The organism is Streptomyces sp. LN549 (assembly GCF_043203805.1).
GTDB lineage: Bacteria > Actinomycetota > Actinomycetes > Streptomycetales > Streptomycetaceae > Streptomyces.
On record NZ_JAZHRI010000002.1, the window covers coordinates 507,777 to 531,053 of the forward strand.

Here is a 23,277-nt window from a genome sequence, read left to right on the forward strand (position 1 = left end):
CGCCACCTCTTCCTCCATCTTCAAGGAACGGACACCCATGCCCAGTACCGCTGCGACCGTCGTGCGGCGCGTCCGCGAGGCGATGCTGCGCCTGGTCCACCCGGTCGAGGCCCGGATCAGCCCGGACGGCCGCGCCGTCGCCGTGGCGGCGGCCGGTCCCGGGCAGGCCGAGCTGGTCCTCGCCCCGGTACCCGCCGGGCTGTCCGGCGGGAGCACGGACGCGCAGCCGCCCGCGCTCCGCGCACCGGCCGGTCCGGATGCCCCGACGGACCGTCACAGCCCGCGCTGGCTGCCTGACTCCCGAACCCTGCTGCACATCGCCGAGAGCGCCGGCCCGGCCGGGACCGAGGTGCGGCTTGCGGCGCTGGACACGGTTTCCGGCACCGTACGCACCGTCGTACGAGCACCCGGTGCGGTGGAGGAGCTGCTGGTCTCCGACGACGGCAGCCAGGCGCTGCTGCTCTGCGCGGCGGACGGCGCCGAGCGTGACGGCATGCACCTCGGTCTGCCGGTGCGGCTGGGATCCGTACCGGCGCCGGAGCGCTTCGCCCCGGGTACCGGCCGCCGTTCGCTGCATCTCGTCGGCCTCGCCGACGGATCGGTGCGGGAGGTCGGGCCCGCGGGGCTCACGGTGTGGAACGTGGCCTGGCGCGGCGGGACGACCGCGGCCGCGACGGTCTGCGAGGACACGCTGCCTGCCGGGTACTACGGCGCCCGGTTCGCCGCCCTGGACCTCGACGACCGTACCGCCAGGACCGTGTACACGCCCCAGGGGCAGCTGGGCGCCCCTGCGCTCGCCGCTGACGGCCGGTCCGCGGCGGTCTGCGAAGGCATCTCCATCGTCGCCGGACGCCCGGTCGTGGCCGACCTGACGACGGGAGACACCGCCGGGGTGCCCGGCGTCGAGGACGCCACCTGGCTGCGGTTCGACGACTCCGCGCCAGGCACACTGTGGTTCGCGGGCTGGGACGGTACGGGCTCCCGCGTCGGACACACCGGGCAACCCGCGGGCACCCGCTGGTCGGGGCCGGCGACCCTCGGCGGGGCCGGCTACCAGCCCGAACTGTCACTCAGTGGCGACGGGCTGCTGGCCGCGACCGTGCTCGACGCACCGGGCCGTCCCCCCGAGGCCGTCGTCACCCGTACCGAAGGACCGGGCGCCTGGGACTGGACGCCGGTCACCGCGCTCAACGCACCCGCGGCCCCCGAACTCGCGGGTGTCCGTACCGAACAGACCCTCTGGTCCGCACCCGACGGGCGCACCGTGCAGGGGCTCGTCCTCTCCAACGGCGAGAACGGCGAGAACACCGGGCCCCGTCCCCTCGCCGTCCTCGTGCACGGCGGCCCCGCCTGGCTCTGGTCCGCCGGATACGCGCCGGGCGACGTACTGGGACTCGCGCCCGCCCTGGCCGCCGCCGGATACCTGGTGCTGCTGCCCAACCCCCGCGGCAGCAGCGGCCGAGGTCTCGAACATGCCCGTGCCGTGGTCGGCGACGTCGGCGGCGCCGACCTGGACGACGTACTGTCCGGCGTGCGCCACCTCGTCGACGCCGGACTCGCCGACCCGGACCGCACCGCCGTCCTGGGCCACAGCTACGGCGGCTTCCTCGCCGCCCAGGCCGCGGCGCGCACCGATGTGTTCCGGGCCGCGGTCGTCGTCTCGGCGCCGACCGACTGGCTCAGTTTCACTCACACCAGCAACATCGGCGGCGGCTACGACCGGACGTACGCGATCGGGGCCCCGGACGCTCCGCAGGAGTTGATCCGGCGCTCGCCGGTCTTCGCCCGCGGCGGCAGCGGCACCCCGACACTCATCGTGCACGGGTCCGCGGACCGGGTCACGCCGGTCGGCCAGGCCCACGAGCTGTACCGGTCACTGCTGCGGACCGGCAGCGCGCCCGTCGAGCTGTACGTGTACCCCGGCGAGGGCCATGAGTTCACCGACGGCGGCCATCTCCTCGATGCCGCGGCCCGGGTCGAACAGTGGCTCGCCACCCACCTGGCGCCGCGCCCCGCGGCAGCCCACCAGACCGCCGTGCCGGGGGACGCTTCCCCCGAGCCGATCCCCGGCACGGCTTCCCCGGCAGGGCCGGACGGTGACACCCCCCTGGAACCGTCCGGCCCTGCCACCCTCCGCGCCGCTTCCGCCGGCCAGGACGGAGGCGAGCGATGAAGTCCACCACCCGGTCGCGGCTGCGCGCCGCGCTCCCCGCCGGGCTCGTGGTGCGCCGCCTCGCCGGCACGCTGGGACTCCTCGTCGTCCTGTCCGTCGCCGTCTTCGCCCTGCTCCAGGCCGCACCGGGCGACCCGGCCCAGACTCTGCTGGGCCCGCGCAGCGCCACCCCCGAGGCGCTGACCGCCGTCCGGGCCCGCTACCACCTCGACAGCCCGATGGCCGTGCAGTACTGGTACTGGCTGAGTGATGCCGTCCGGCTCGATCTCGGCACGTCGATCCGCACCGGTGAGAGTGTCGCCGCCGCGCTCGGCGACCGTCTGGTGCTCACCGGGCAACTGGTCGGCCTGGGCTTCGCCGTGGCGCTGCTCCTCGGGGTGCCGCTGGGCGTCCTGGCGGGCCTGCGCAACCGGCGCGCCACCGACCGCGCGGTGCAGAGCCTCGGTGTGGTGGCGCTGTCCACCCCCGCCTTCGCGGGCGGGCTGGTGCTCATCTACGTGTTCTCGCTGATGCTCGGCTGGTTCCCCGCGTACGGACCGGGCGAGGGCCCGGGCACCGACCGGCTGTTGCATCTGGTGCTGCCGGCCCTGGCCCTCGGACTCGCCGTCACCGCCGTTCTGCTGAAACTGACCCGGGCGGCGGTGATCCGGGAGCTCGACCGGGAGCACGTCACGTTCGCCCGCGCCCGGGGTGTGCGGGAACGGGACATCCTGCTGCGGTACGTGCTGCGGGGCACCGTCGTCCCCGTCCTCACCGGGATCGGGCTGATCCTCGCTTACCTCCTGGCGGGAACGGTCATGGTGGAGCAGGTCTTCGCGCTGCCCGGACTCGGCTCCCTGCTCGTCGACTCGGTCACCTTCCGGGACGTGCCCGTCGTGCAGGCCGAGGCGCTGCTCATCGCCGCTCTGGTCTGTCTGGCGAACCTCGTCACCGATCTCGTACAACCGCTGCTGGATCCGCAGCTGCGGACCGCACCCGTGGCAAGGACGGAGCCCGTGCCGAAGGAGTCCGCCGCGGTTGTACCGTCCGGCGTCCGTGAGGAGGAGAACGCATGAAGACCCGCACCGCCCGCAGGTTCTCCCCGCTCACCGTCTGCTGCACGGTTCTGCTGGTGCTGTTCGCGCTGGCCGCGGCCGTAGGCCAGCTGGTTCTGCCGGGCTGGGACGCGCAGGATCTCGCGACCGGCGCGGCCATGCCGGGCGGCGGGCATCTGCTCGGCACCGACGAACTCGGCCGCGACATCGCCCGGATGGTGGTCGCCGGCGCCCGGAGCACGCTGGTCGGTGCGGCTCTGGTCGCGATCGGGTCGATGATCATCGGCAATGTTCTCGGTCTCCTCGCCGGATACCGGAGCGGCTGGATCGACACCGTCGTGCGGCGCTGGGCCGATCTGCTGCTGGCGCTGCCCGCCCTCCTCGTGACGATCGTCGTCGCCGGCATCGGCGGTGGCGGTTACGCACTGGCCGTCGGCGTGCTCGTCGTGCTGACGTCGCCCGCCGACATCCGGCTGGTGCGGTCCGCCGTGCTGGAGCAGCGGCACCGCGCGTACGTCGAGGCGGCCCAGACCCTGGGGCTCTCCCCTTTCACGGTGATGACGCGGCACATCTGGCCCAATGTGCTGCCCGTCGTGGTGGCCAACACGCTGCTGAACTTCGCCGGGGCTATCGTCGCGCTGAGCTCCCTGTCCTTCCTGGGCCTCGGTGTGCCGCCGGGCGCCCCGGACTGGGGCCGGATGCTCTCCGAGAACCGCACCCTGCTGTACGACAACCCGTCGGCCGCACTCGCGCCGGCCGTACTCATCGTCGCGGCGGCCGTGGCCCTCAACCTCCTCGGCGACCGGCTGTTCGAGGCGTTCTCCGACCGTGGGAGGTCCTGATGACAGCGCAGTCGGCGACGGACAGCCGCACCGCCCCCGCCGCACCGGCCGCCGGGCCACTGCTCGCCGTCGACGGTCTGCGGGTGGCGGCGACCGCCGGGCCGGCCGGCCCGGTACCGATCCTGGACGGCATCTCGCTGGAGGTCGGCCGGGGCGAGTGCATTGGCATCGTCGGTGAGTCCGGCAGCGGCAAGTCCCTGGCCATGCGGGCCGTGGCGGGTCTGCTGCCCTCCGGGACCGGGGTGACGGGAGGCTCCGTACGCATCGACGGCCGGGAGGTCCTCACGCTTTCGCCGCGCGAACGCCACGCGATGCGCGGCCGGAGCGTCACGCTGCTGATGTAGGACCCGTTCACCATGCTGCACCCGCAGCTCACCTGCGGGCGTCAGATCGCGGACGGTCTCCGCGACGCCGACGGCGGACAGGGCCGGCGCGCGGCGAAGGCGGCCCGGCGCGCGGAAGTGGAGCGGCGGCTCGCCGAGGTCGGGCTCGGACCCGATGTCGCCGACCGCTATCCGCACGAACTGTCGGGAGGGATGCGGCAGCGTGTGGCGGCGGCCGCGGCGCTGGCGGGCGACCCCGAACTGCTGATCGCGGACGAACCGACGACCGCGCTGGACGCCGCCAACCAGCATGCCGTGCTGGAGCTGCTGCGCGGCCTGCAGCAGAGCCGGCAGATGGGCCTGGTCCTCATCACGCACGATCTGCGGGTCGCGTTCTCCGCCTGCGACCGGGTGTACGTGCTGTACGCGGGCCAGGTGCTGGAGCACGGCCACTCGCAGGAGCTGGAGTCCGGCCCGCTGCATCCGTACACCGCGGGTCTGCTGGCCTCCGAGCCGTCCGTGCGCGAGCGGTTCGCGGAACTTCCGGCCATTCCCGGTGCCGTGCCCGCTCCGGGGTCCCGGGGGCCGGGCTGCCCGTTCGCCGACCGCTGCGCCCACGCGGCTCAGGTGTGCCGCAGCGAACCGGCCCTGCTGCTGCCGGTGAGGGCGGGGGCACCGGCGGACGGTGCGGACCGGCTGTCCGCCTGTGTGCGGATCGCCGAGATCGGTGGCGCGCTCGTGGCACCGTCGGCGCGCAGGGCCGCCGAACCCGCGACGGTACCCGGTCAGACCTCCGGCGAGCAGCAGGACCGGGATCCGGCGCTCGTGGCCACGTCCGTCGACCGCACGTTCCGCTCGCCGGCCGGGGACCACGCCGCCTTGCTCGACGTGAGTCTGACGGTTCCGCGGAACTCGGTCGTCGCCCTGGTCGGTGAGTCGGGCTCGGGCAAGACGACGCTGGCCAGGATCGCGGTCGGCCTGGAGACGTTCGACGGCGGGACGGTGTCCGTGGGCGGGATCTCGCTGCCTTCGGGGCGCCGCCCCACGACAGCGGACCGGCGGCGTCTGGCGGAGCAGGCGCAGATCGTGTTCCAGGACCCGTACTCCTCGCTCAACCCGCTCCGCACCGTGGGCGCGACGCTGCGCGAGGCCCTGGCGGCCGCCGCGGGCGGGCGGGGGCGGGGTGACGCGTCCGGCGTGGACGCCCTGCTCGCGCAGGTCGGGCTGCCCGGCTCGTACGCCTCGCGCCGCCCGGCCGCGCTCTCCGGCGGTGAGCGTCAACGGGTGGCCCTGGCACGGGCGCTGGCCGCCCGGCCCCGGCTGCTGATCTGTGACGAGGCGGTGGCGGCGCTCGATGTGTCGGTCCAGGCCCAGTTGCTCAACCTGCTCGTCACGCTCCAGCGCACCGAGGGCTTCGCGGTGCTGTTCATCACCCACGACCTGGGTGTGGTGCGGCAGATCGCCGACCTGGTGGCGGTGATGCACCGGGGACGGATCGTCGAACAGGGCACGGCCGCCGCGGTCCTGGACGCGCCGCAACACGCCTGGACCCGGCGCATGATCGACGCCCTCCCTCGCGCCGCGGACATCGGCCGCACCACCTGACCGGTCCGCGCCCACGCGGGTAGAGTGTGCCGCTGACCTGCGCGTACCACCGAGAGCGAGGAGGAACGGTGTCCGAACCGACCACCGCCGCCGGGGCGCCCGCGCCCGCGCGCCCGCCGCAGGCCCAGGAGTCCGGCGCCCTGGGTGTACGGGTTTCCCTGGCCGGGAACCTCAACCGCCGTCGGCTCGCCCGCGGTTGGAGCCTGCGCGAGTTGTCGGCGGCGACCGGCGTCAGCAAGGGGCTGCTGTCCCAGATAGAGCGGGCCGAAGCCAATCCGACCGTCGACGTGCTGGTCCGGATCGCCGATGTGCTGGGTACCAACTGCACGGATCTGCTGCGCCAGCCGCTGCTGGAGCCGGAGATCATCCGTGCCGCCTCGCTGGACGAACCCGAGGACGAGACCTCGGTGAACCTGCTGTACTCCGGTCACGAGCAGGCCCGCATGGAGATCTACCGGACACGGCTGCACCCGCACGCCCAGAGCCAGGTCAGCTCACACGGCACCGACTCGGTGGAGTACGTGCTCGTGATGTCCGGCCAGGTGACGCTGGTGGTGAACGACGTCCCGTACCTCCTGGAGGCGGGGGACACCGCCCGGTTCTCGGCGCAGAGCAGCCACTACTACACCACCGAGGACTCGCCCGCGGTCACGCACACGGTCGTCGGCTACCCGCGCGACTGAGCCGTCGTGGCCGGGACCCGCTCGGAGCACCGTCGATTTTGACTCAACTACCGCCGGATATGCGTCGCCCGGCCCCCCTGCTGCCCCCGTCTGTGGCACTCTGGTGCCGACCGCCCCACCGGGCTCCCCCGTACCGGTGGGGCGGTTCTTCGCGTCAGTACGCCCGATTCGGCAGGGATGTGACATCGGATCACGTCACATTCCGGTCATTGAGGCACTGTGACGTGATCAACTTCCGCTTGTGTGCATGGGAGCCTCCTGACGGGGCAGACGCTTACACCTCATGGCCTACCACCAGGGGAGCGTGACGAGATGACGGCGCACACTGCGCAGACTGCCCATGCGGAGCGAGCGGAGCGTGCACGGCCGGCACCGGCCGACAACGGCGCGGCCTCGGCTGCCGTCGCCGAACACGAGGAGCTCATGGGCTCCGCTCTGCAGCCCGCGGACCTCGGCGATCTGCCGTGGATCGAGGACGCGGGCAAGGTCGCGCCCACCGACGCGCGGGAACTGTCCCGGCTGTTCTTCGACCGGCTCCAGGTCCTGGAAGAGGGCACGCACGCCCATCAGTACGCACGCAACACGCTCATCGAGATGAACCTCTCCCTCGTCCGGTTCGCCGCCGGCCGGTTCAGGAACCGGGGCAGCGGCGACATGGAGGACATCGTCCAGGTCGGCACCATCGGGCTGATCAAGGCCATCGACCGGTTCGACCTGTCCCGCGAGGTCGAGTTCACCTCATTCGCGGTCCCGTACATCACCGGGGAGATCAAGCGGTTCTTCCGCGACACCAGCTGGGCGGTCCATGTCCCGCGCCGGCTCCAGGAGCTGCGCGTCGACATCGCCAAGACCAAGGAGACCCTGGCCACCGAGCTCGACCGGGACCCCACCGTCGCCGAGCTCGCCGAGCACCTGGGGCTGAGCGAGGACGAGATCACCGAAGGCATCGTGGCGGCCAACGGCTACACCGCGGGCTCGCTGGACATGCCGGCCGCTCCGGCCGACGCGGGACAGCACAGCGCGGCCGGGCGCACGTTCGCCGATGTGCTGGGCAGCCCGGATCCCGCCATGGAGACAGTGGAGAACCTGCACACGCTGGCTCCGTTGCTGGGGGACCTGGACGAGCGTGAACGCCGCATCATCGACATGCGGTTCGGCCAGGAGATGACGCAGTCGCAGATCGGCGCGGAGCTCGGCATCTCGCAGATGCACGTCTCCCGGCTGATCAGCCGGATTCTGCACAAGCTGCGCGACGGCATGTTCGTCGAGGAGTGAGCGGGGCGAGGGGGGCTCCCGGCCGAAGTGGCCGGGAGCCCCCCTCGCCGTTTCCCGACGAGTCCCCCGTTCCCCGACGAGTCCCCTCGCCGTTCCCCGGTACCCGAACATTGCGGCCCGATGAAATCGCCGCGGGCCCGGCCCCCGTCGCCAACCCGTCGGCCTCCCGCCCAGCCGACCGGCACGCGACCCCACCGACGGCACACCTGAGCAGGCCGAACGGGCAGGAGGCGGCGACATGCGCGGTGGCCGGCCCGGCCCTCCCGCCTTCCCGGCAGGCACTCCGGCCGTACGGGGCGCTGTTGACGCCCACCTGAGCCACTGACACGCTCTCCCGCATGCCCGCGACTCCGGTTCTCTTCTCGCGGCGCCACGTCGATCTGGGACGCCTCGCGTCCGCCGCGTGTCGTCGCGGCCATTGCCGCGCCCCCGTACCGTCGAGCGGCTGACCCGCTCCGGCGCCGGCGCGACGACGATTCCCGCGCGCCTGCCACGAGGGGCGCCCGGACGGGTCCGGCTCCGGATCCCGACGGCGCCCCGGCCCGCCGCCCGGTCCCCCTCCGTACCGAGAACCGCAGAGGACCGCCATGAGCCAGCCCGTCGACTCCGTCACCGCAGGCCACACTCCCGAGGACACCGACCGTCAGGAACCTTCGGCCGCCTGGTCCTTCGAGACCAAGCAGATCCATTCGGGGGCCACGCCCGACGCGGCGACCGGCGCCCGCGCGGTGCCGATCTACCAGACGACCTCGTTCGTCTTCCGCGACACCCAGCACGCCGCGGATCTGTTCTCGCTGGCCGAGCCCGGCAATATCTACACCCGGATCCACAACCCCACCCAGGACGTGCTGGAGCAGCGGATCGCCGCGCTCGAGGGCGGAGTCGCTGCGGTGGCGCTCGCCTCCGGGCAGGCGGCCGAGACCCTTGCCCTGCTGACGCTGGCCGGTGCGGGCGACCACATCGTCTCGTCCACCTCGCTGTACGGCGGCACGTACAACCTCCTGCGTCACACGCTCCCCCGGTTCGGCATCGAGGTGTCGTTCGTCGACGACCCGGACGACATCGAGGCGTGGACGGCGGCCATCCGGCCGAACACGAAGGCGCTGTTCGCGGAGACGCTGGGCAACCCGCGCGGTGACGTCCTCGACATCCGGGCGGTCGCCGACGCCGCGCACGCCTCCGGGGTGCCGCTGATCGTGGACAACACGGTGCCCACCCCGTTCCTGCTGCGTCCGATCGAGCACGGAGCGGATGTCGTCATCCACTCGGCGACGAAGTTCCTCGGCGGCCACGGCACCACGATCGGCGGTGTGGTGGTCGACGGCGGTACCTTCGACTTCGGGGCGCACGCCGAACGGTTCCCGGACTTCAGCTCCCCCGACCCGAGCTACCACGGTCTGCGCTACTGGCCGGACCTCGGTCCCAGCGCCTTCGCCGTCAAACTGCGGGTCCAACTGCTGCGCGATCTCGGCCCCGCACTCTCCCCGCACTCCGCGTTCCTGCTGTTGCAGGGGGTGGAGACGTTGAGCCTGCGCCTGGAACGGCACACCGCGAATGCCCTGGCGCTGGCCGAATGGCTGGAGGGGCGCGACGAGGTGTCGGCCGTCCACTACGCGGGCCTCCGGTCGAGCAAGTGGTACGAGGCGGGGCGCCGCTACCTCCCGCGCGGCGCGGGAGCGGTGCTCGCCTTCGAACTGCGCGACGGGGTGGAGGCGGGGAAGCGGTTCGTGGACGCGGTCGAGCTGTTCAGCCACCTCGCCAACATCGGTGACGTACGGAGCCTGATCATCCATCCGGCTTCGACCACGCACAGCCAGCTGACCGAGGAGCAGCTGGCCGCCACCGGGGCCACCGCCGGGCTGGTCCGCCTCTCCGTCGGGCTGGAGAACGTGGACGATCTCAAGGCGGACCTGGACGCGGGGTTCCGGGCCGCGAAGGCGGCGTCCTGAACCGGACTGCCCCCTCGCTCACGCTCCCCCTCCCGCCGGCCACCGGAGGCCGGCGGGAGGGGGATCCGCCCGGCCGCCGCTCCTGGCTCCGTCCCGAGCGGCCACTGTCCCTGGAGTCCGGCGGCGTGCTGCCCGGTGTCCGGCTGGCGTACGAGACGTGGGGCCGCCCGGCACCCGACGGCTCCAACGCCGTGCTGGTGCTGCACGCCCTGACCGGTGACAGCCATGTGGCCGGGGCGGCGGAGCCCGGGCACCCCACGGCGGGCTGGTGGGACGCACTGGTCGGCCCCGGCCGGGCACTGGACACCGACCGGTGGTTCGTCGTCGCGCCGAACGTGCTCGGTGGCTGCCAGGGCAGCACCGGTCCGTCCTCCCGGCGGCCCGAAGGGGCTCGCTGGGGCGGCGACTTCCCGTATCTGACGGTCCGTGACCAGGTCGCCGCCGAGGTGACCCTGGCCGACGCGCTCGGTATCGGGCGATGGGCGGCGGTGATCGGCGGATCGATGGGCGGCATGCGCGCCCTCGAATGGGCGGTGGGCCGGCCGGAGCGTACCGGAGCACTGCTGGTGCTGGCCGCGCCCGCCGCGGCGTCGGCGGAGCAGATCGCCTGGGGATCGCTGCAGATCTCCGCGATCCGCTCCGACCCGGGGTGGCGCGGCGGCCATTACCACGATGCAGCCCCGGGCGAGGGACCGCATCGCGGCCTCGGTCTGGCGCGCAGGATCGCCCATGTCACCTACCGCAGCGAGCCGGAGCTCGCCGCCCGGTTCGGCGGTGATCCGCAGCCCGGTGAGCAGCCGTGGCACGGCGGACGGTACCGGGTGGAGTCGTATCTCGACCATCACGCCGCCAAGTTGGTGCACCGCTTCGACGCGGGCAGCTATGTGACCCTGACCGGGGCGATGAACGGGCACGATGTCGGGCGCGGGCGTGGTGGTGTGCCCCAGGCGCTGCGCCGGGCCGGGATGCCCGCGCTCGTCGCCGCGATCGACTCCGACCGGCTCTATCCGCCGGCACAGCAGGCGGAGCTGGCTGCGCTGTTGCCCGGAGCCGACCGGGTCAGGACCGTGGAGTCCCCGCACGGCCACGACGGCTTCCTGATCGAGACGGGTCAGGTGGGCGCGCTCGTACGGGAGTTGCTGCCGGCCCGGCCGGACCCGGAGCCGGACCGCTGAATCCACCCCTGCTGTCCCCATCCACTAGCCCCCTGGAGATGTCCATGAGATCCGTTCCGCCGTCCGAGGCCGCCTACGACGGAATGCGGCTGCGCCAGTGGTCGCGCGGCGCCGCGCGCTCCGCGGGGATCGAGCGCCGTGATCTGCTCCGGCTGGTCGCCGCGGCTTCGGTGGCAGGCCCACTGGCCGGGCTCGCCGCTCCCGCGCACGCGGCGTCCGGGACCGCGTCCGCCGCCCCGGGAATCGTGAAGCCGCTGCCGCCCGAGGTGTTCACGGTGCGCGGCACCAACGCGGAGACGAACTTCGCGGCGCTGCGCGACACGGGGCTGCTCACACCGGCCGACCGCTTCTTCGTGCGCAACCACACCGTCACTCCGCGGATCGACGCGTCCACCTGGCGGCTGAGGATATGGGGCGACGGGCTGAAGGGCCCGGCGGTGGAGTTCACGTACGACGACCTGCGGGCCCTGCCCTCCGTCACCCGTACCTCGTTCGTCGAGTGCGCGGGCAACGCCCGCAGTTACTACACCACGCAGCAGGGCCAGCAGGTCAGCGGGACCGCCTGGACCCTGGGGGCGATCGGCACGGCCCGCTGGCGCGGGGTGCGGCTGGCCGATGTGCTGCACCGCGCGGGCATCGCCCGGCACGCGGTCGACGTGCTGCCGCGCGGTCTGGACGACGAGGTGGTCAGCGACGGGATCAATCTCGGACATGTGCGCAGGCCGCTGCCGGTGGCCAAGGCGCTGGACGACGTCCTGCTCGCGTACGAGATGAACGGCGAACCGCTGCCTCCCGACCACGGCTATCCGGTGCGGCTGATCGTGCCGTCCTGGATCGGGATCGCGAACATCAAGTGGCTCGGCGACATCGAGGTGAGCGCACAGCCGCTGGTCTCCCCGTGGAACACCGGTCTCTACCGGCTCTTCGGCCCCGGCTACCCGGCGGAAGGCAGCGCACCGCTGACCCGCCAAACGCTGAAGAGCGCCTTCGAGCTGGCGCCGGGCGCGACGTTCCCCGCCCGCCGGCGCCAGGTTCTGACGGGGCGGTCGTGGTCGGGCGGAGCGCCCGTGCGTACGGTCGAGGTCAGCACCGACGGGGGCGTGCGGTGGCGGCGCGCCCGGCTGCGCGACGAGCCGCGGAGCGGGAGCTGGGTGCGCTGGTCGGCCGACTGGCTGCCGGAGGATCCTGGACCTGCCGTCCTGCTGGCACGGGCGACGGACCGCTCGGGCCGCACCCAGCCGGAGGCCACCGTCCACAACACGCAGGGCTACCTGTTCGACGCGGTGGTCCGGCACGAGGTGCAGGTCGTCTGACGCAGTGGCCGGGCCCGGGTGCCGGAGCATCAGAGCGCTCCGGCACCCGGCGGGAGGACAAGGGTCAGGCCTGGTCCTTCTCCGCGGGCCGGCCGGCGTAGTAGGTGGCGATCATGTCGTCGTCGCCGTGCCCCGCCGCTTCGGCGCGCTCGAAGCGGGCGGCCGACGCCTCGGTCAGGTCCAGCCGGACGCCGGAGTGTTCGGCGGCGTCGAGAATGAGGCGGGTGTCCTTGAGGGCCGTGGACAGGGCGAAGCTCGGGGTGAGGTCTCCGGAGAGGACCGCGGCGGACTTGCCGTGCAGATAGGCGGAGTCGAGCGGTCCGCCCTTCATGACGTCGAGGAACGACTGCGGGTCCACGCCCAGTCCCTCGGCGAGGTTGAGGCATTCCGCGACGCCGCCCACCATGTTGATCACCCAGGTGTTGACCACGAGCTTGAGCCGCGAGGCGGCTCCCGGCTCCTCGGCCACCCAGTGGGTGCGCTGCCCGATCGCGTCGAGCACGGGCCGGGTCACCTCGCGTGCGGCGGACGGTCCGGAGACGAAGACGGTCAGCGTGCCCTGCTCCGCGGGCTGCCTGGTGCCGGAGACCGGGGCGTCGAGGTAGACGAGGCCGAGGTCCGCGGCGCGTTGCGCGAGGTCCGCGGTGGCCTCCGGCCCGACGGTGGAGCTCTGCAGGAGGACCTGGCCGCGGTGCACCCCGTCGGACGCGGCGGTGAGCGCGGCGGCGACGGCGGTGCTGTCGTTGAGCACGGTGAGGACGACGTCGGCCCCGCGCACGGCTTCGGCCGCGGTGTCCGCGACCGTGGCGCCGTCGGCGGCGAGCGGGACCGCCTTGGCGTGCGTGCGGTTCCAGACGCGGACGTCGAGACCGGCCCGCAGCAGGCTTCGGGCCATCCCCGAGCCCATGATTCCGGTTCCGAGCACGGCGACGGCCGGCCGCTCCGGTACTGCGTCGGCTGCTGAGGTCATGAGGGCGTTTCCCTTCTTCGGCCGCGCAGAGTCCGGCTCGCGGCGCTTCGGATGCTCAGGATTGCCGCAGCGCGCCGTCGAGAACGGCAGCGTGCACAGCTCTGGCGAGTCGTGCACCCCAGCGCGACCGGGGCCCCGCGAACGGCTCGCCCGCCCCTGCCTCCGGGGCAGGGGCGGCGATGCAGACGGAGTCGGTGGGGGTGCCGGAGCAGTCGAGTCCGGCGTCCAGGAGGGCCTGCACCTTGGCTTCAGTGGCGGTGGCGACGGCGTTGACAAGCGCGGCGTCGGAGAGGGGAACGGGAAGTGTGACGACGATGTTGACCGTCCCCGGCCGGGGCGGCCCCTCGGTGCCTCCGGCGGGAGCCGCCGCCCAGCCGCGCACCCCGAGGCCGCAGGTGGCGGTCGCGGTGACGCCCTCGTCGGCGGCGACGGTGTACGCGGTGACGTCGGCGGCCGTCATCAGTCCGGCGCCGGGACCGGTGAGCCGTTCGCCGGCGGCGATCTCGGCAAGGTGCCGGTCGGGGTCCATGCGCGGATAGCCGCCGGGAACCTGGGCGTTGAGGATCCAGTCACGCGGGCCGATGCCGCCGCCGAGTACAGCGCTGCTGCACACCCGCCACCCGGGTCCCAGCCGCCACACGAGATGGTGCAGCTCCAGGCCGTCCTCGCGCCGGGCCAGCAGCTCACCGCGCTGTTCGGGCAGCCGGATGCGTACGGAACGGATGGGGTACCCCCGGTGTGCGGCAGGACGACGGTCGGCGTGTGACCTGTCGATCATAGGCACTGGGGCAGGGCTCCCCCGGGGGCGCCCTGCCCGTCGCCGCGCGGGTTCAGGCCTCGCCGCGGGCCATGGCGATCAGCCGGTGGCGCGGCCACCCTGGGCGCGGACCGGCTCGTGGAGCGCGGCGCACAAGGGCCGTTCGGCGAAGGACACGGCGGCGTCGACGCCGCGCATGACCGGGCGCCCGGCCTGAAGGACGCGGCACATGAACTCCGGGGACCGGTGTCCCGCTCGACGAACATGTAGTAGGGAACGGCACCGGGATCGCCCTGCGTCTGCCGCTGGTCGGCCAGGATGTCCGCGCAGTCGCCGACGTGCCGCACGACGGGCATCCGCAGCACGGCGCCGGCGGACCGGATCCGCGGGCGGCGTCCGTGCGCAGCTCGCGCGGAGGGGAGAGGGGCTGCATCAGTGCGCGAACCGGTCGCCAGGTCGCGGGCGCCGGGCGGCCCGTCCCACCGCCTCGTCATGCCGCACCGCGGCCGTTTCACCCACCTCTCCGGCAGGCCGGACCGGGGAGCACCGGCACGGGCACCCTTCACTCGATTGGCCTAATCGGGCCGGCGGCCCCTCAACGGCATCGCACGGGGCCTGCACCGACGTGGGGCAGGTGCGGCACCCGGCCTCCGACGGCCGGGCGGTTGCAGCGTCCATCCGGGTGAGGCGCGATGGAATCCGGACGCGCCTCCCCTGCTGGACCCACCCACAGGACGCGCCCGGGCGAGGAGGAATCGGTCATGGGAGCCGCTGACGGTTTCACGGATTCCGGAGAGCTCGACGGCCTGACGGTGTACGACACCGAGGGCGAGAAGATCGGCAACGTGGGGCGGGTGTATGTCGACGACAACACCGGCCGGCCGGACTGGATCACGGTGAAGACCGGCCTGTTCGGCATGAAGGAGAGTTTCGTGCCCCTCGCCGGAGCCCGTCGCGTGGGCTCCGACCTGCACATCTCGCATCCGAAGGACCGGGTCAAGGAAGCCCCCCGAGTGGACGCGGACGCCCATCTGTCCGTCTCCGAGGAGGAAGAGCTCTACCGGCACTACGGCCTGAGCCGGAACACCGAAGCCAATCTCGGCGACCGTGCCGGGGCCGGCGGCACCACGAGCGCCGACGCACCGACCACGACCGGGACGGGCACCATGGGCGCGGCCGGAGCCGGAGCCGGAGCCGGAGCCGGAGCGACAGCCGGGGCCGGGGCCATGGGCGCCGCGGGCACGGGACGCACGACCGACCGGACCACGTCGGCCGGCGTGGCCGGTGCGGGCACCGGGACCGGCAGGCACCGTGACACCGAGACCTCGGGCACGTCCCGTCCGCTGGTCGGAGCCGGTGCGGGCGCCGAGCGGTCCGCCGCCGACCTCGGCGGCAAGGAGGAGCTGATCCGCTCCGAGGAACAGCTCCATGTCGGCACCGAGGAGTACGAGAGCGGCAAGGCCCGCCTGCACAAGTACGTCGTCACCGAGAACGTCACCCGGACCGTGCCCGTGTCGCACGAAGAGGTGCGCGTGGTCCGGGAACCGCTCCGGCCGGGGGACAAGGCGGCCGGCCGGGCCGACATCAACGAGCAGGACGTGGAGGTCACCCTGCACGCCGAACGCGCCACGATGCGCAAGGAGACCGTGCCGGTCGAGCGGGTACGGATGGAAACGAAGAAGGTGACCGAACAGAAGGAAGTCTCCGCCGAACTGCGCAAGGAGCAGATCGACTACGCGGACGGTACGACCAAGAGCGGCAAGGACATGGGTGGCAAGGACATGGGCGGTGAATTCGGTCAGGGGCGGCGCCGCTGACCCCCCGCGTACCGCGCCGCACGGCCGTACCGCACCAGCGAGGGGCGGGCCCCGCACGAGGGTCCGCCCCTTGCGTTCCGGGGCACGGAGCAGCCGGGCCGCGGCAGGGAGTCAGCCCGCTCGGGAGTCTTGCCCGATGCGGAGTGAGGACCGCTCCGGACGAAAGCGCACCGAGGGCCGCCCCTGCGGGCCGTCCGGTGTCACGACGGCGGACACGCGGTAGACGTCGGCGATGAGCTCCTCGGTGATCACCTCCGCCGGGCTGCCGCCCGCGACCACCCGTCCGTCGTTCATCACCACGATCCGGTCACAGAACATCGCGGCCAGATTGAGGTCGTGCAGGGCGACGACGGCGGTCAGCGGCAAGGACGTGACCAGGGACAGCAGTTCCAGCTGGTGCTGGATGTCCAGATGGTTGGTCGGTTCGTCCAGCAGGAGTTCACGCGGCTGCTGGGCCAGCGCACGGGCGATCTGGACGCGCTGGCGCTCCCCGCCGGAGAGTGTGTGCCAGGACTGGTCACGGCGGTCGGCGAGACCGGTCCGCTCCAGGGCCTCGCGCACCGCCGCCTCGTCCGCTGCCCCCGGCGCCGACCAGGCGCGACGGTGCGGGATGCGGCCCAGGCGCACGACGTCCACGACGCTCAGCTCGACCTGCGTGACGGCGTGCTGGTCGACCACCGCGACCCGTCTGGCCACGGTGCGGCGCCCTATGGCGGCCAGCGGATCGTCGTCGAGGGTGACCACGCCCGCGTCCGGGGCCAGAACTCCGGCCAGGATCCGCAGCAGGGTGGACTTTCCGGAACCGTTCGGGCCGATCAGCCCGATGGTGGCGCCCGGCGGCGGGGCGAGCGAGACACCGTCCAGGATGAGGCGGCCGCCCGCCTCCCTGCTGACCCGGTCGGCCCGCAGGCCGCCGGGGGTGGTCGGGGTCATGTGGTCCGCCTGGTGCGGTGGAGGACCAGCACGAAGGCGGGTACCCCGATCAGGGCGGTGACGACTCCCACCGGAACCTCCTGCGGGTCGAGGACGGTCCGGGCGAGGGTGTCGACCCAGACCAGGAAGACGGCCCCGGCGAGCGCGGTGACCGGCAGCAGCCTGCGGTGCCCGGAACCGGTGAGCGCACGGGCCGCGTGCGGCAGCACCAGTCCGACGAACCCGATGGCACCGGCCGAGCTCACGAGTGCGGCGGTCAGCAGCGCGGTCGCGCACAACAGGACGATCCGGGTACGGCCGACGTGGACGCCGAGGGTGGCTGCCGCGTCCTGGCCGAAGGCGAAGGCGTCGAGCGTACGGGCGTGGCCGAGGCAGATCAGCAGCGTCACGGCGAGCACGGCGGAGCAGGTCCACACATCGCTCCAGCCGACGCCGCCGAGTGAGCCCAGCAGCCAGAACAGCACCCCGCGGGTCTGCTCGGCGTCGGCGGCGGTCATCACGACGAAGGAGGTGAGCGCGGAGAAGAGCTGCATGGCCGCGACCCCTGACAGCACGACCCGGTCGGTGCTGCCGCCGAGGGTGTGGCTGAGCAGCAGGACCAGGGCGAAGGAGCAGAGCGCCCCGATGAACGCCCCGGCCGACAGGGAGACCGCTCCCCCGCCGACGCCGAGAACGACTACCACGACCGCGCCGGTCGACGCCCCGGAGGAGACGCCGAGGACGAAGGGGTCGGCGAGCGGGTTGCGCAGCAGCGACTGCATGACGGTGCCGCAGACCGCGAGCCCCGCGCCGCAGACGGCGGCGAGCAGGGTGCGCGGCATGCGCAGGTTCCAGATGATGCCGTCGCGGATCGGGCTGAGCCGCGACTCACCGGCACCGAGGTGGGAGGCGACCGTGGACCAGACGTCGGCGACGGAGATCCGGGCCGGGCCGATGGTGACGGCGAGGGCGACGGACAGGGCCAGCAGCAGGAGCCCGCCGGCCCACAGGAGTCCGCCCCGGACACGCCGGGCGCCCCGCCGGCCGGGCCTGGCGTGCACACTCGCGTCCTCGCGCGGTGCCGCGGCCTGTTCGGTGTCCGTCACCTCGCGAGCCCGAAGGTACGCAGGCCGGCTGCCACGCGCTCCACACCCTCGACGGTCCGGATGGTCGGGTTCATGGCCTGGCCGCTGAGCAGCACGTAGCGCTTGTGCCGGACGGCGTCCATGTTCTTCGTGGCGGGGTTGGACTCCAGGAAGGCGATCTTCTTCGCGGCGCTCTCGGCGGTCTGCGACTTGCGCGTCAGGTCGCCGATGACCAGCACGTCCGGGTTGCGGTCGGCGACGGTCTCCCAGTTGATCTGGGGCCATTCCTCGTGGGTGTCGTCGAAGGCGTTCTTCGCGCCGAGTTCCCGGGTGATGATGCCGGGCGCTCCGCAGCAGCCGGCCAGGTACGGGGCCTCGGAGTTGGCGAACCAGTACATCAGGGAGGCGCCTGAGGCGTCGATGCCTCCCGTCGCCTTGCGCACCCGGGCGCGCAGCTCGGCAACGAGTCTCTCGCCGCGCTCGGGAACGCCGAACACCTTGGCCAGGTCCTGTACTTCGCGGTAGACGCTGTCCATGGTCAGGGCGCCGGTCCGGACACCGTCACCGTCCTTGCTGTTGTCCTTGGCGGTGCAGTCGGCGGGCGAGACGTAGGTGGGGACGCCGAGCGCCTCGAACTGCTCGCGTGGGGCGACACCGCCCTTGGCGAGCGTCGACTCGAAGGAGGCGCTGACGAAGTCGGGCTCCTGATCCAGGACCTTCTCCGACGAGGGCCGGTTGTCGGAGATCCTCGGGATGCCGGCGTTGGCCTTCTCCAAGCCCTTCAACACGGGGTCGGTCCAGGTGGCCGTGGCGGCGAGCCGGTCGGCCAGTCCGAGCGAGAGCAGGATCTCGGTCGATCCCTGGTCGACCGGCACGGCGCGCTGCGGGGCCGCGTCCACGGTGACGGTCCGTCCGCAGTTCTGCAGGGTCACCGGATAGCCGTCGGCTCCCCCGGCCTTGGCGGCGGTGCTGTCCCTGCCGCCGCCGCAGGCGGTCAGCAGGATCAGTGCGGCGGTGAGCAGGGCGGCGGAACGGGTGGGGCCGGCTATGGGCGGCACGAAGTACCTCGGCGTCTCTGGGCCCATGCGCGGGGCCCGGTGTACGGAGTTCCGCAGCCCGGTACCGGACCGCGGGTGCCAGCAGGTCTTCGGACTCGGGTTCACGCGGACGGGACGCCTTCCCGGGAAACCGTGGGTCTCCCAGTGGCTGTGGCCCCGCCCGTCCCCCTCACCGCTGCGCGTCAGTTCCGGATTCGCACCGGATTCCCTGACCCCTACGTGGAGTTCGACTGGCTCTCGGCACGCTACCACGAGCCTCTGCGCAGCTCAGCGGCGGTGCGCCCGGGCACGGGCGGTGGGGCGGACGGGGCGGCGCGGCCGCGCACCGCCCCGACGCCGGAGTGTCCGGGCGCACCGCTCCGGTCACGCCTTGCGGCGAACCGATTCGCCACCGTGGGTGCGCACCCCCTCGCACCAGCGTGAGAGCAGGGCTGCGGTCCCCCAGAAGGCCAGCAGGACGACGCGGACGCCCAGGCACCGGAGCGCGCCCGCCGCCCGGCGCGGCAGGGCTGCGGCTCCCTTCAGCGGTGCGCCTGTCATCGTGCGTCCCCGGCAGGTTCCCGGGCCGCGGCGGTGTGCCAGGAGGCGCCCGCGTCGTCGTACGCGTCCGTGTAGCGGGCTCCCGCGATGGGCCAGTCGGCGAGCAGTTCACCGGGCAACGCGAAGGACTCGGTCAGTTCCGGCAGATGACCGCTCACGGCGGCGATGAACTGCTCGCTGACATCGGTCAGTCCCTCGACCTGACCAGCGGTCAGGTGGCCGGCCGCAAGCAGATCCCCGCTGTTGCGCGCGACCCAGCGCAGAGCGAACAGCCGGGCCAGTTCGCCCAGCCGCTCGCGGGCCTCGCCGCTGGGCAGGGCCTCGAGCGCGCACTCGTACGCGTGGGCTGCCTGCCGGTACGCATGGGCCTCCACTCCCCGCAGCGCGGGCCCGGACCCCTCGTTCCAGCGCTCCAGCGGGTCGCCGTGCGCCACCCGGGCCATCCGTGCGGCCGCCCGGGCGAACCAGATACGCTCCACCTGGTCCAGGAGCCGGCCGAGGAAGCGCAGATCGGTGAGGTCGCCGCCGGGCGGAGCGGCCGCCGGACCTTCGTCCGGGTCCCGGGCGGCCTCCAAGAGCAGTCCCGCGGCCGCCCTGGAGTGGATGGCCAGGTTGTCACCCTCGGCGGTGATGGCGCCCTCGACGCCGGTGACGAGTTCGGTCATCCCGTTGTTCTCCAGCAGCCCCTGGGCACCGCACCGTTCCCGGCATTCGACGATGACGGACCGGGCCTGCCAGGTGATCCACCCCTTGGCCACGTCGACCAGCCGCTCGGCCGCCTCCCGGTCCGCGGGCGGTCCTGCCGCCGCCTCCTCCCAGCGGTCGAGGACCCGCCGGTGCAGCAGGCTCATCGCGAAGACGGTGGCCATGGCCTCGGCGAGCGGCCCGTGGTGACTGCGGTGCGCGATCACCGGGACAGGCGGTGACGGGCGGCTCCCCGAGACGAAACGGTGGCCGCCGTAGCGGACGGCGACGGCCAGCGTGGCGCGTGCGGACCCCACCGCGCTGGCGCTCATACAGATCCGGCCCGCGGTGACCCGTCCGATCGACGCGCGAAAGCGGTGCCTGCGCCCCTCGGTCTCGCTGCGGAACACCCCTTCCTCGCCGACCCGCCCCTGCACGCCGCCGAGCAGAGCGCCTCGCCCCACGAAGACCTGGTCGAAGGAGGTCAGGCAGTGGTCGACGGGGCTGCCCATCCGTGCGGGAAGCCGGCGCACCCGCACCCCGGGCAGGGCCCGGGACGCATCGGTGAGCGGCACCAGCAGCAGGAAGACCCCGTGGTCGGCGCCCCCGACGATCAGCCGGGCGGCGACGAGCCCCGACTTGGGGCCGCCGGCCGGACTGGTATTGGGCATGAACTTCTGTGCGCCGGCGTGCGGGGTGTGGAGCACGAACCCGTCCCGGGCGGGGTCGTAGGTGGCGGTGGTCTCGACGGCGGCGGCGTCGTTGCCGTGCGCCACCTCCGTACAGAGGAAGGTGCCGATCCGTCGCAGCCGGAGGAAGTCCGACAGATCGCGGGTGCTGTCGGTGTCGTGGTCCAGAAGGCTGCCGAGGAAAAGGTTGTAATGAATGCCCGCAACGGTGGTGAGGGCCGGGTCCACGGGGGCGAGCCATTCGTGCATGGCGGCGAGCGCGCGCGGGTCGGAGGCCGGCCTGGCGGCGCTGTCCAGCGCACTGTTGAGCGCGCGCAGCCGTGCGTGGGCCAGGGCGAGCCGCTCGTCGGGGGTGGGGCCGGGAGGCGGCCAGAGCGGCCGGCGGAACGGTTCTGTGGTGACGAGCCGGCGCCAGAAGCCGTGCTCGCGGCGGGCGTCCGGACCGAGGAGCGCTGTGGCGAGCAGATCGGCGACCCGCCCGGTTCCGGCTCCTGAGGGGCCGTTGCTGTCGAAAATAGTGGTCATAAAAGCACAAACGATCAGGAAACTTCCAGGACACCCTCACAGCCGGCGTCCGCGGCAGCCCGCCCCTGCCCGGTGGGAGCCCGGACGACACCGTACCGGCCGCCGCCCGTCACCCGTATGCAGCAACTCACCGCGCTGTGCGGGCGGCCAGGACATCCCCTTGGGTCATGGAACGGGACCCCGGTCAGTCGGCCGCACCGGACGAGCACGCCGAACTGGAAGCCCTTCGTGCACGGGTGACCCAGCTGGAGGAGGACCGCGCCCCGGCGCGGCACGGGCTGCGGCTGCGTTCGTTCTTCGCGGTCCTGCTGATCCTGGTGGCGGCCGTACTGACACCGCTGAGCATCGTGTCGAGCTGGGCGAGCGACGTCGCGGGGGACACGGACCGCTATGTGGCGATGATGGAGCCGCTTGCCGCCGACCCCGATGTACAGGCGGCCGTGACCGACCGCGTCACCCATGCCGTCATGACCCATCTGGACATCGACGCGCTGTTGGCGGACGTCGCACCCGACGACCGGCCGGTCGTCGACAAGGCCCTCGGGAAGCTCAGCGGCCCGCTCACCACCGGTGTCACGAACTTCGTGCACGGGACCGTCGAGAAGTTCGTGACCAGCGACGCCTTCGAGCGGGTGTGGAGTGACCTCAACCGACAGGCGCACGCCTCAGTCGTGAAGGCGCTGACGGGTGAGGGCGGCGGGGCTGTGAAGCTGACCGACGACACCGTCACCCTGGACCTCGCCCCGGTCATCGACCGGGTGAAGCAGCGCCTCGTCGACCGCGGTCTGACGGTCGCCGAGAAGATCCCGGAGATCCACACCGACTTCACGGTCCTGACCTCCGACTCGGTCGGCAAGGCCAAGCAGGGGTTCCGGGCGCTCGAACTCCTCGGATTCTGGCTTCCCGTGGTCACGCTGGTGGTGGCGGTGGGCGGGGTACTGCTCGCGGTGCGCCGCCGACGGGCCCTGGTCACCGCTGCGCTCGCGGTCGCTGCGGGCGCCGCCCTGCTCGGGCTCGGCCTGTGGGCGGGGCGCGCGTTCTATCTCGACAGTCTCCCCTCCGACGTCTCCCAGCCGGCCGCTGGTGCCGTCTTCGACGGCCTGGCGGGATATCTGCGCGCCGGGGTCCGGCTGGTGGTGACCGTCGGTGCGGTGGTGGCTCTCGCGGCCTGGCTCACCGGAACCGGCCGCGCCGCGACCCGCGTCATGGCGATGTGGAGCGGCGGCATCGGGGCCGTACGGGATGCGGCCGGTTTCACGGGCGGTCCGGTCGGCCGCTGGGTGCACCGGGCCAGGCGACCGCTGAACTGGACCGTGGTCGTGGTGGCCGTCGCGGTGCTGGTGGCATGGGACCGGCCGACCGGTCTGGTCACGGTGTGGATCGCGCTGTGTGCCCTGTTCGCCCTGGCCGTCGTCGAGTTCCTCGACGACGACAGCACTCCGCACCTGGCGGCCCCCGGCAGCGGACGGGCCATGGGCGGTTCCTAGCGTCTGCCGGGCGGCAGGGGTGAGGCGGCGACGCCGGTGAGCGTGCTCAACGTGTCGTTCGACGCGCCGCTCAACGACTTGAAACAGGCCCGTGCCGGTCTCCCCCTGCTCGTGAAGGCAGATGTCACGGGCGCGGTGGACGGGCTGCGCAAGGTGCGGGCTTGGGTCACCTCCGACAACGGCACGACCTGGAAGCAGGTCCTGGTCCTGCCCCTGCATGACGGTGGACACGGGTTCCTCGCGCCGCACACCGCACTCGTCAAGGGCGGCTTCCTCGGCCTGCGGGTGACGGCCGAGGACCGGCACGGCAGCACCGTGGACTCGGCCCTTCCCAGGGCCGTGCCGGTCGGCTGATTCCGAGCCGACACCGACGACGGTGCC

General features: G+C 73.0%; 20 protein-coding genes, 1 pseudogene and 1 riboswitch. Of the genes and pseudogenes, 13 read left to right on the forward strand and 8 right to left on the reverse strand.

Annotation, left to right across the window (positions count from 1 at the left end; translation table 11 throughout):
* Positions 1-37: 37 nt before the first annotated feature.
* From SH922_RS02415 to SH922_RS02460, 10 genes and pseudogenes are all read left to right on the forward strand, one after another.
* Positions 38-2,173 carry an alpha/beta hydrolase family protein gene (locus SH922_RS02415; RefSeq protein WP_393054099.1) on the forward strand — a complete coding sequence of 712 codons (2,136 nt, stop codon included), beginning with the start codon at positions 38-40 and terminating at the stop codon, positions 2,171-2,173.
* The gene (locus SH922_RS02420) at positions 2,170-3,228 is read left to right on the forward strand and encodes an ABC transporter permease (RefSeq protein WP_393054102.1); all 1,059 of its coding nucleotides are present in this window, start codon (positions 2,170-2,172) and stop codon (positions 3,226-3,228) included. Before SH922_RS02415 ends, SH922_RS02420 begins: the two co-directional genes overlap by 4 nt.
* The gene (locus SH922_RS02425) at positions 3,225-4,049 is read left to right on the forward strand and encodes an ABC transporter permease (RefSeq protein ID WP_393054105.1); all 825 of its coding nucleotides are present in this window, start codon (positions 3,225-3,227) and stop codon (positions 4,047-4,049) included. Before SH922_RS02420 ends, SH922_RS02425 begins: the two co-directional genes overlap by 4 nt.
* Positions 4,049-5,977 (forward strand): annotated as a pseudogene (locus tag SH922_RS02430) (dipeptide ABC transporter ATP-binding protein). Before SH922_RS02425 ends, SH922_RS02430 begins: the two are co-directional and overlap by 1 nt.
* Positions 5,978-6,045: 68 nt before the next feature.
* Positions 6,046-6,660 carry a helix-turn-helix domain-containing protein gene (locus SH922_RS02435; protein WP_393054108.1) on the forward strand — a complete coding sequence of 205 codons (615 nt, stop codon included), beginning with the start codon at positions 6,046-6,048 and terminating at the stop codon, positions 6,658-6,660.
* A gap of 423 nt (positions 6,661-7,083) precedes the next feature.
* Entirely contained in the window at positions 7,084-7,935 is an 852-nt protein-coding gene (locus SH922_RS02440) for an RNA polymerase sigma factor SigF (protein WP_393063445.1), read from the forward strand.
* A gap of 338 nt (positions 7,936-8,273) precedes the next feature.
* Positions 8,274-8,384, forward strand: a complete 111-nt coding sequence (locus tag SH922_RS02445) for a putative leader peptide (RefSeq protein WP_393054111.1) — start codon at positions 8,274-8,276, stop codon at positions 8,382-8,384.
* Between the two features lie 138 nt (positions 8,385-8,522).
* On the forward strand, positions 8,523-9,884 hold the full coding sequence (locus SH922_RS02450; protein WP_362555613.1) for a bifunctional o-acetylhomoserine/o-acetylserine sulfhydrylase: 1,362 nt from the start codon (positions 8,523-8,525) through the stop codon (positions 9,882-9,884).
* Positions 9,881-11,059, forward strand: coding sequence for a homoserine O-acetyltransferase (locus tag SH922_RS02455; protein WP_393063446.1), 1,179 nt, complete (start codon positions 9,881-9,883; stop codon positions 11,057-11,059). The genes SH922_RS02450 and SH922_RS02455 overlap by 4 nt, the downstream gene beginning before the upstream one ends.
* A gap of 44 nt (positions 11,060-11,103) precedes the next feature.
* Positions 11,104-12,372 carry a sulfite oxidase gene (locus SH922_RS02460; RefSeq protein ID WP_393054114.1) on the forward strand — a complete coding sequence of 423 codons (1,269 nt, stop codon included), beginning with the start codon at positions 11,104-11,106 and terminating at the stop codon, positions 12,370-12,372.
* Positions 12,373-12,436: 64 nt separating this feature from the next.
* Here SH922_RS02460 and SH922_RS02465 read toward each other — a convergent pair whose 3' ends face one another.
* From SH922_RS02465 to SH922_RS02475, 3 genes are all read right to left on the reverse strand, one after another.
* A complete protein-coding gene (locus SH922_RS02465) occupies positions 12,437-13,342 on the reverse strand; it encodes an NAD(P)-dependent oxidoreductase (protein WP_393054116.1) in 906 nt (301 codons plus the stop codon).
* Positions 13,343-13,397: 55 nt separating this feature from the next.
* Positions 13,398-14,120, reverse strand: coding sequence for an adenosylcobinamide amidohydrolase (locus tag SH922_RS02470; protein WP_393054119.1), 723 nt, complete (start codon positions 14,118-14,120; stop codon positions 13,398-13,400).
* Positions 14,121-14,198: 78 nt separating this feature from the next.
* Positions 14,199-14,330, reverse strand: coding sequence for a hypothetical protein (locus SH922_RS02475; RefSeq protein ID WP_393054121.1), 132 nt, complete (start codon positions 14,328-14,330; stop codon positions 14,199-14,201).
* A gap of 530 nt (positions 14,331-14,860) precedes the next feature.
* Between SH922_RS02475 and SH922_RS02480 the strand changes: the two genes are divergently transcribed.
* Positions 14,861-15,916: a PRC and DUF2382 domain-containing protein gene (locus tag SH922_RS02480; RefSeq protein WP_393054123.1), complete on the forward strand. Its 1,056-nt coding sequence runs from the start codon at positions 14,861-14,863 to the stop codon at positions 15,914-15,916.
* A gap of 111 nt (positions 15,917-16,027) precedes the next feature.
* Here the strand turns inward: SH922_RS02480 and SH922_RS02485 are convergent, their stop codons facing one another.
* From SH922_RS02485 to SH922_RS02505, 5 genes are all read right to left on the reverse strand, one after another.
* On the reverse strand, positions 16,028-16,849 hold the full coding sequence (locus SH922_RS02485) for an ABC transporter ATP-binding protein (RefSeq protein ID WP_393054126.1): 822 nt from the start codon (positions 16,847-16,849) through the stop codon (positions 16,028-16,030).
* On the reverse strand, positions 16,846-17,889 hold the full coding sequence (locus SH922_RS02490) for a FecCD family ABC transporter permease (protein WP_393063447.1): 1,044 nt from the start codon (positions 17,887-17,889) through the stop codon (positions 16,846-16,848). The genes SH922_RS02485 and SH922_RS02490 overlap by 4 nt, the downstream gene beginning before the upstream one ends.
* 41 nt (positions 17,890-17,930) lie before the next feature.
* Positions 17,931-18,971, reverse strand: a complete 1,041-nt coding sequence (locus tag SH922_RS02495; protein WP_393054129.1) for an ABC transporter substrate-binding protein — start codon at positions 18,969-18,971, stop codon at positions 17,931-17,933.
* Between the two features lie 62 nt (positions 18,972-19,033).
* Positions 19,034-19,221, reverse strand: a riboswitch (cobalamin riboswitch).
* A gap of 113 nt (positions 19,222-19,334) precedes the next feature.
* Positions 19,335-19,511 (reverse strand): hypothetical protein, encoded by a 177-nt coding sequence (locus tag SH922_RS02500; protein WP_393054132.1) that lies wholly within the window; start codon positions 19,509-19,511, stop codon positions 19,335-19,337.
* A complete protein-coding gene (locus SH922_RS02505; RefSeq protein WP_393054135.1) occupies positions 19,508-21,409 on the reverse strand; it encodes an acyl-CoA dehydrogenase in 1,902 nt (633 codons plus the stop codon). The genes SH922_RS02500 and SH922_RS02505 overlap by 4 nt, the downstream gene beginning before the upstream one ends.
* Positions 21,410-21,576: 167 nt before the next feature.
* Between SH922_RS02505 and SH922_RS02510 the strand changes: the two genes are divergently transcribed.
* Both SH922_RS02510 and SH922_RS02515 read left to right on the forward strand, forming a co-directional pair.
* Positions 21,577-22,896, forward strand: a complete 1,320-nt coding sequence (locus SH922_RS02510) for a hypothetical protein (RefSeq protein WP_393054137.1) — start codon at positions 21,577-21,579, stop codon at positions 22,894-22,896.
* 36 nt (positions 22,897-22,932) lie between these two features.
* A complete protein-coding gene (locus SH922_RS02515) occupies positions 22,933-23,250 on the forward strand; it encodes a hypothetical protein (protein ID WP_393054140.1) in 318 nt (105 codons plus the stop codon).
* Positions 23,251-23,277: the final 27 nt, after the last annotated feature.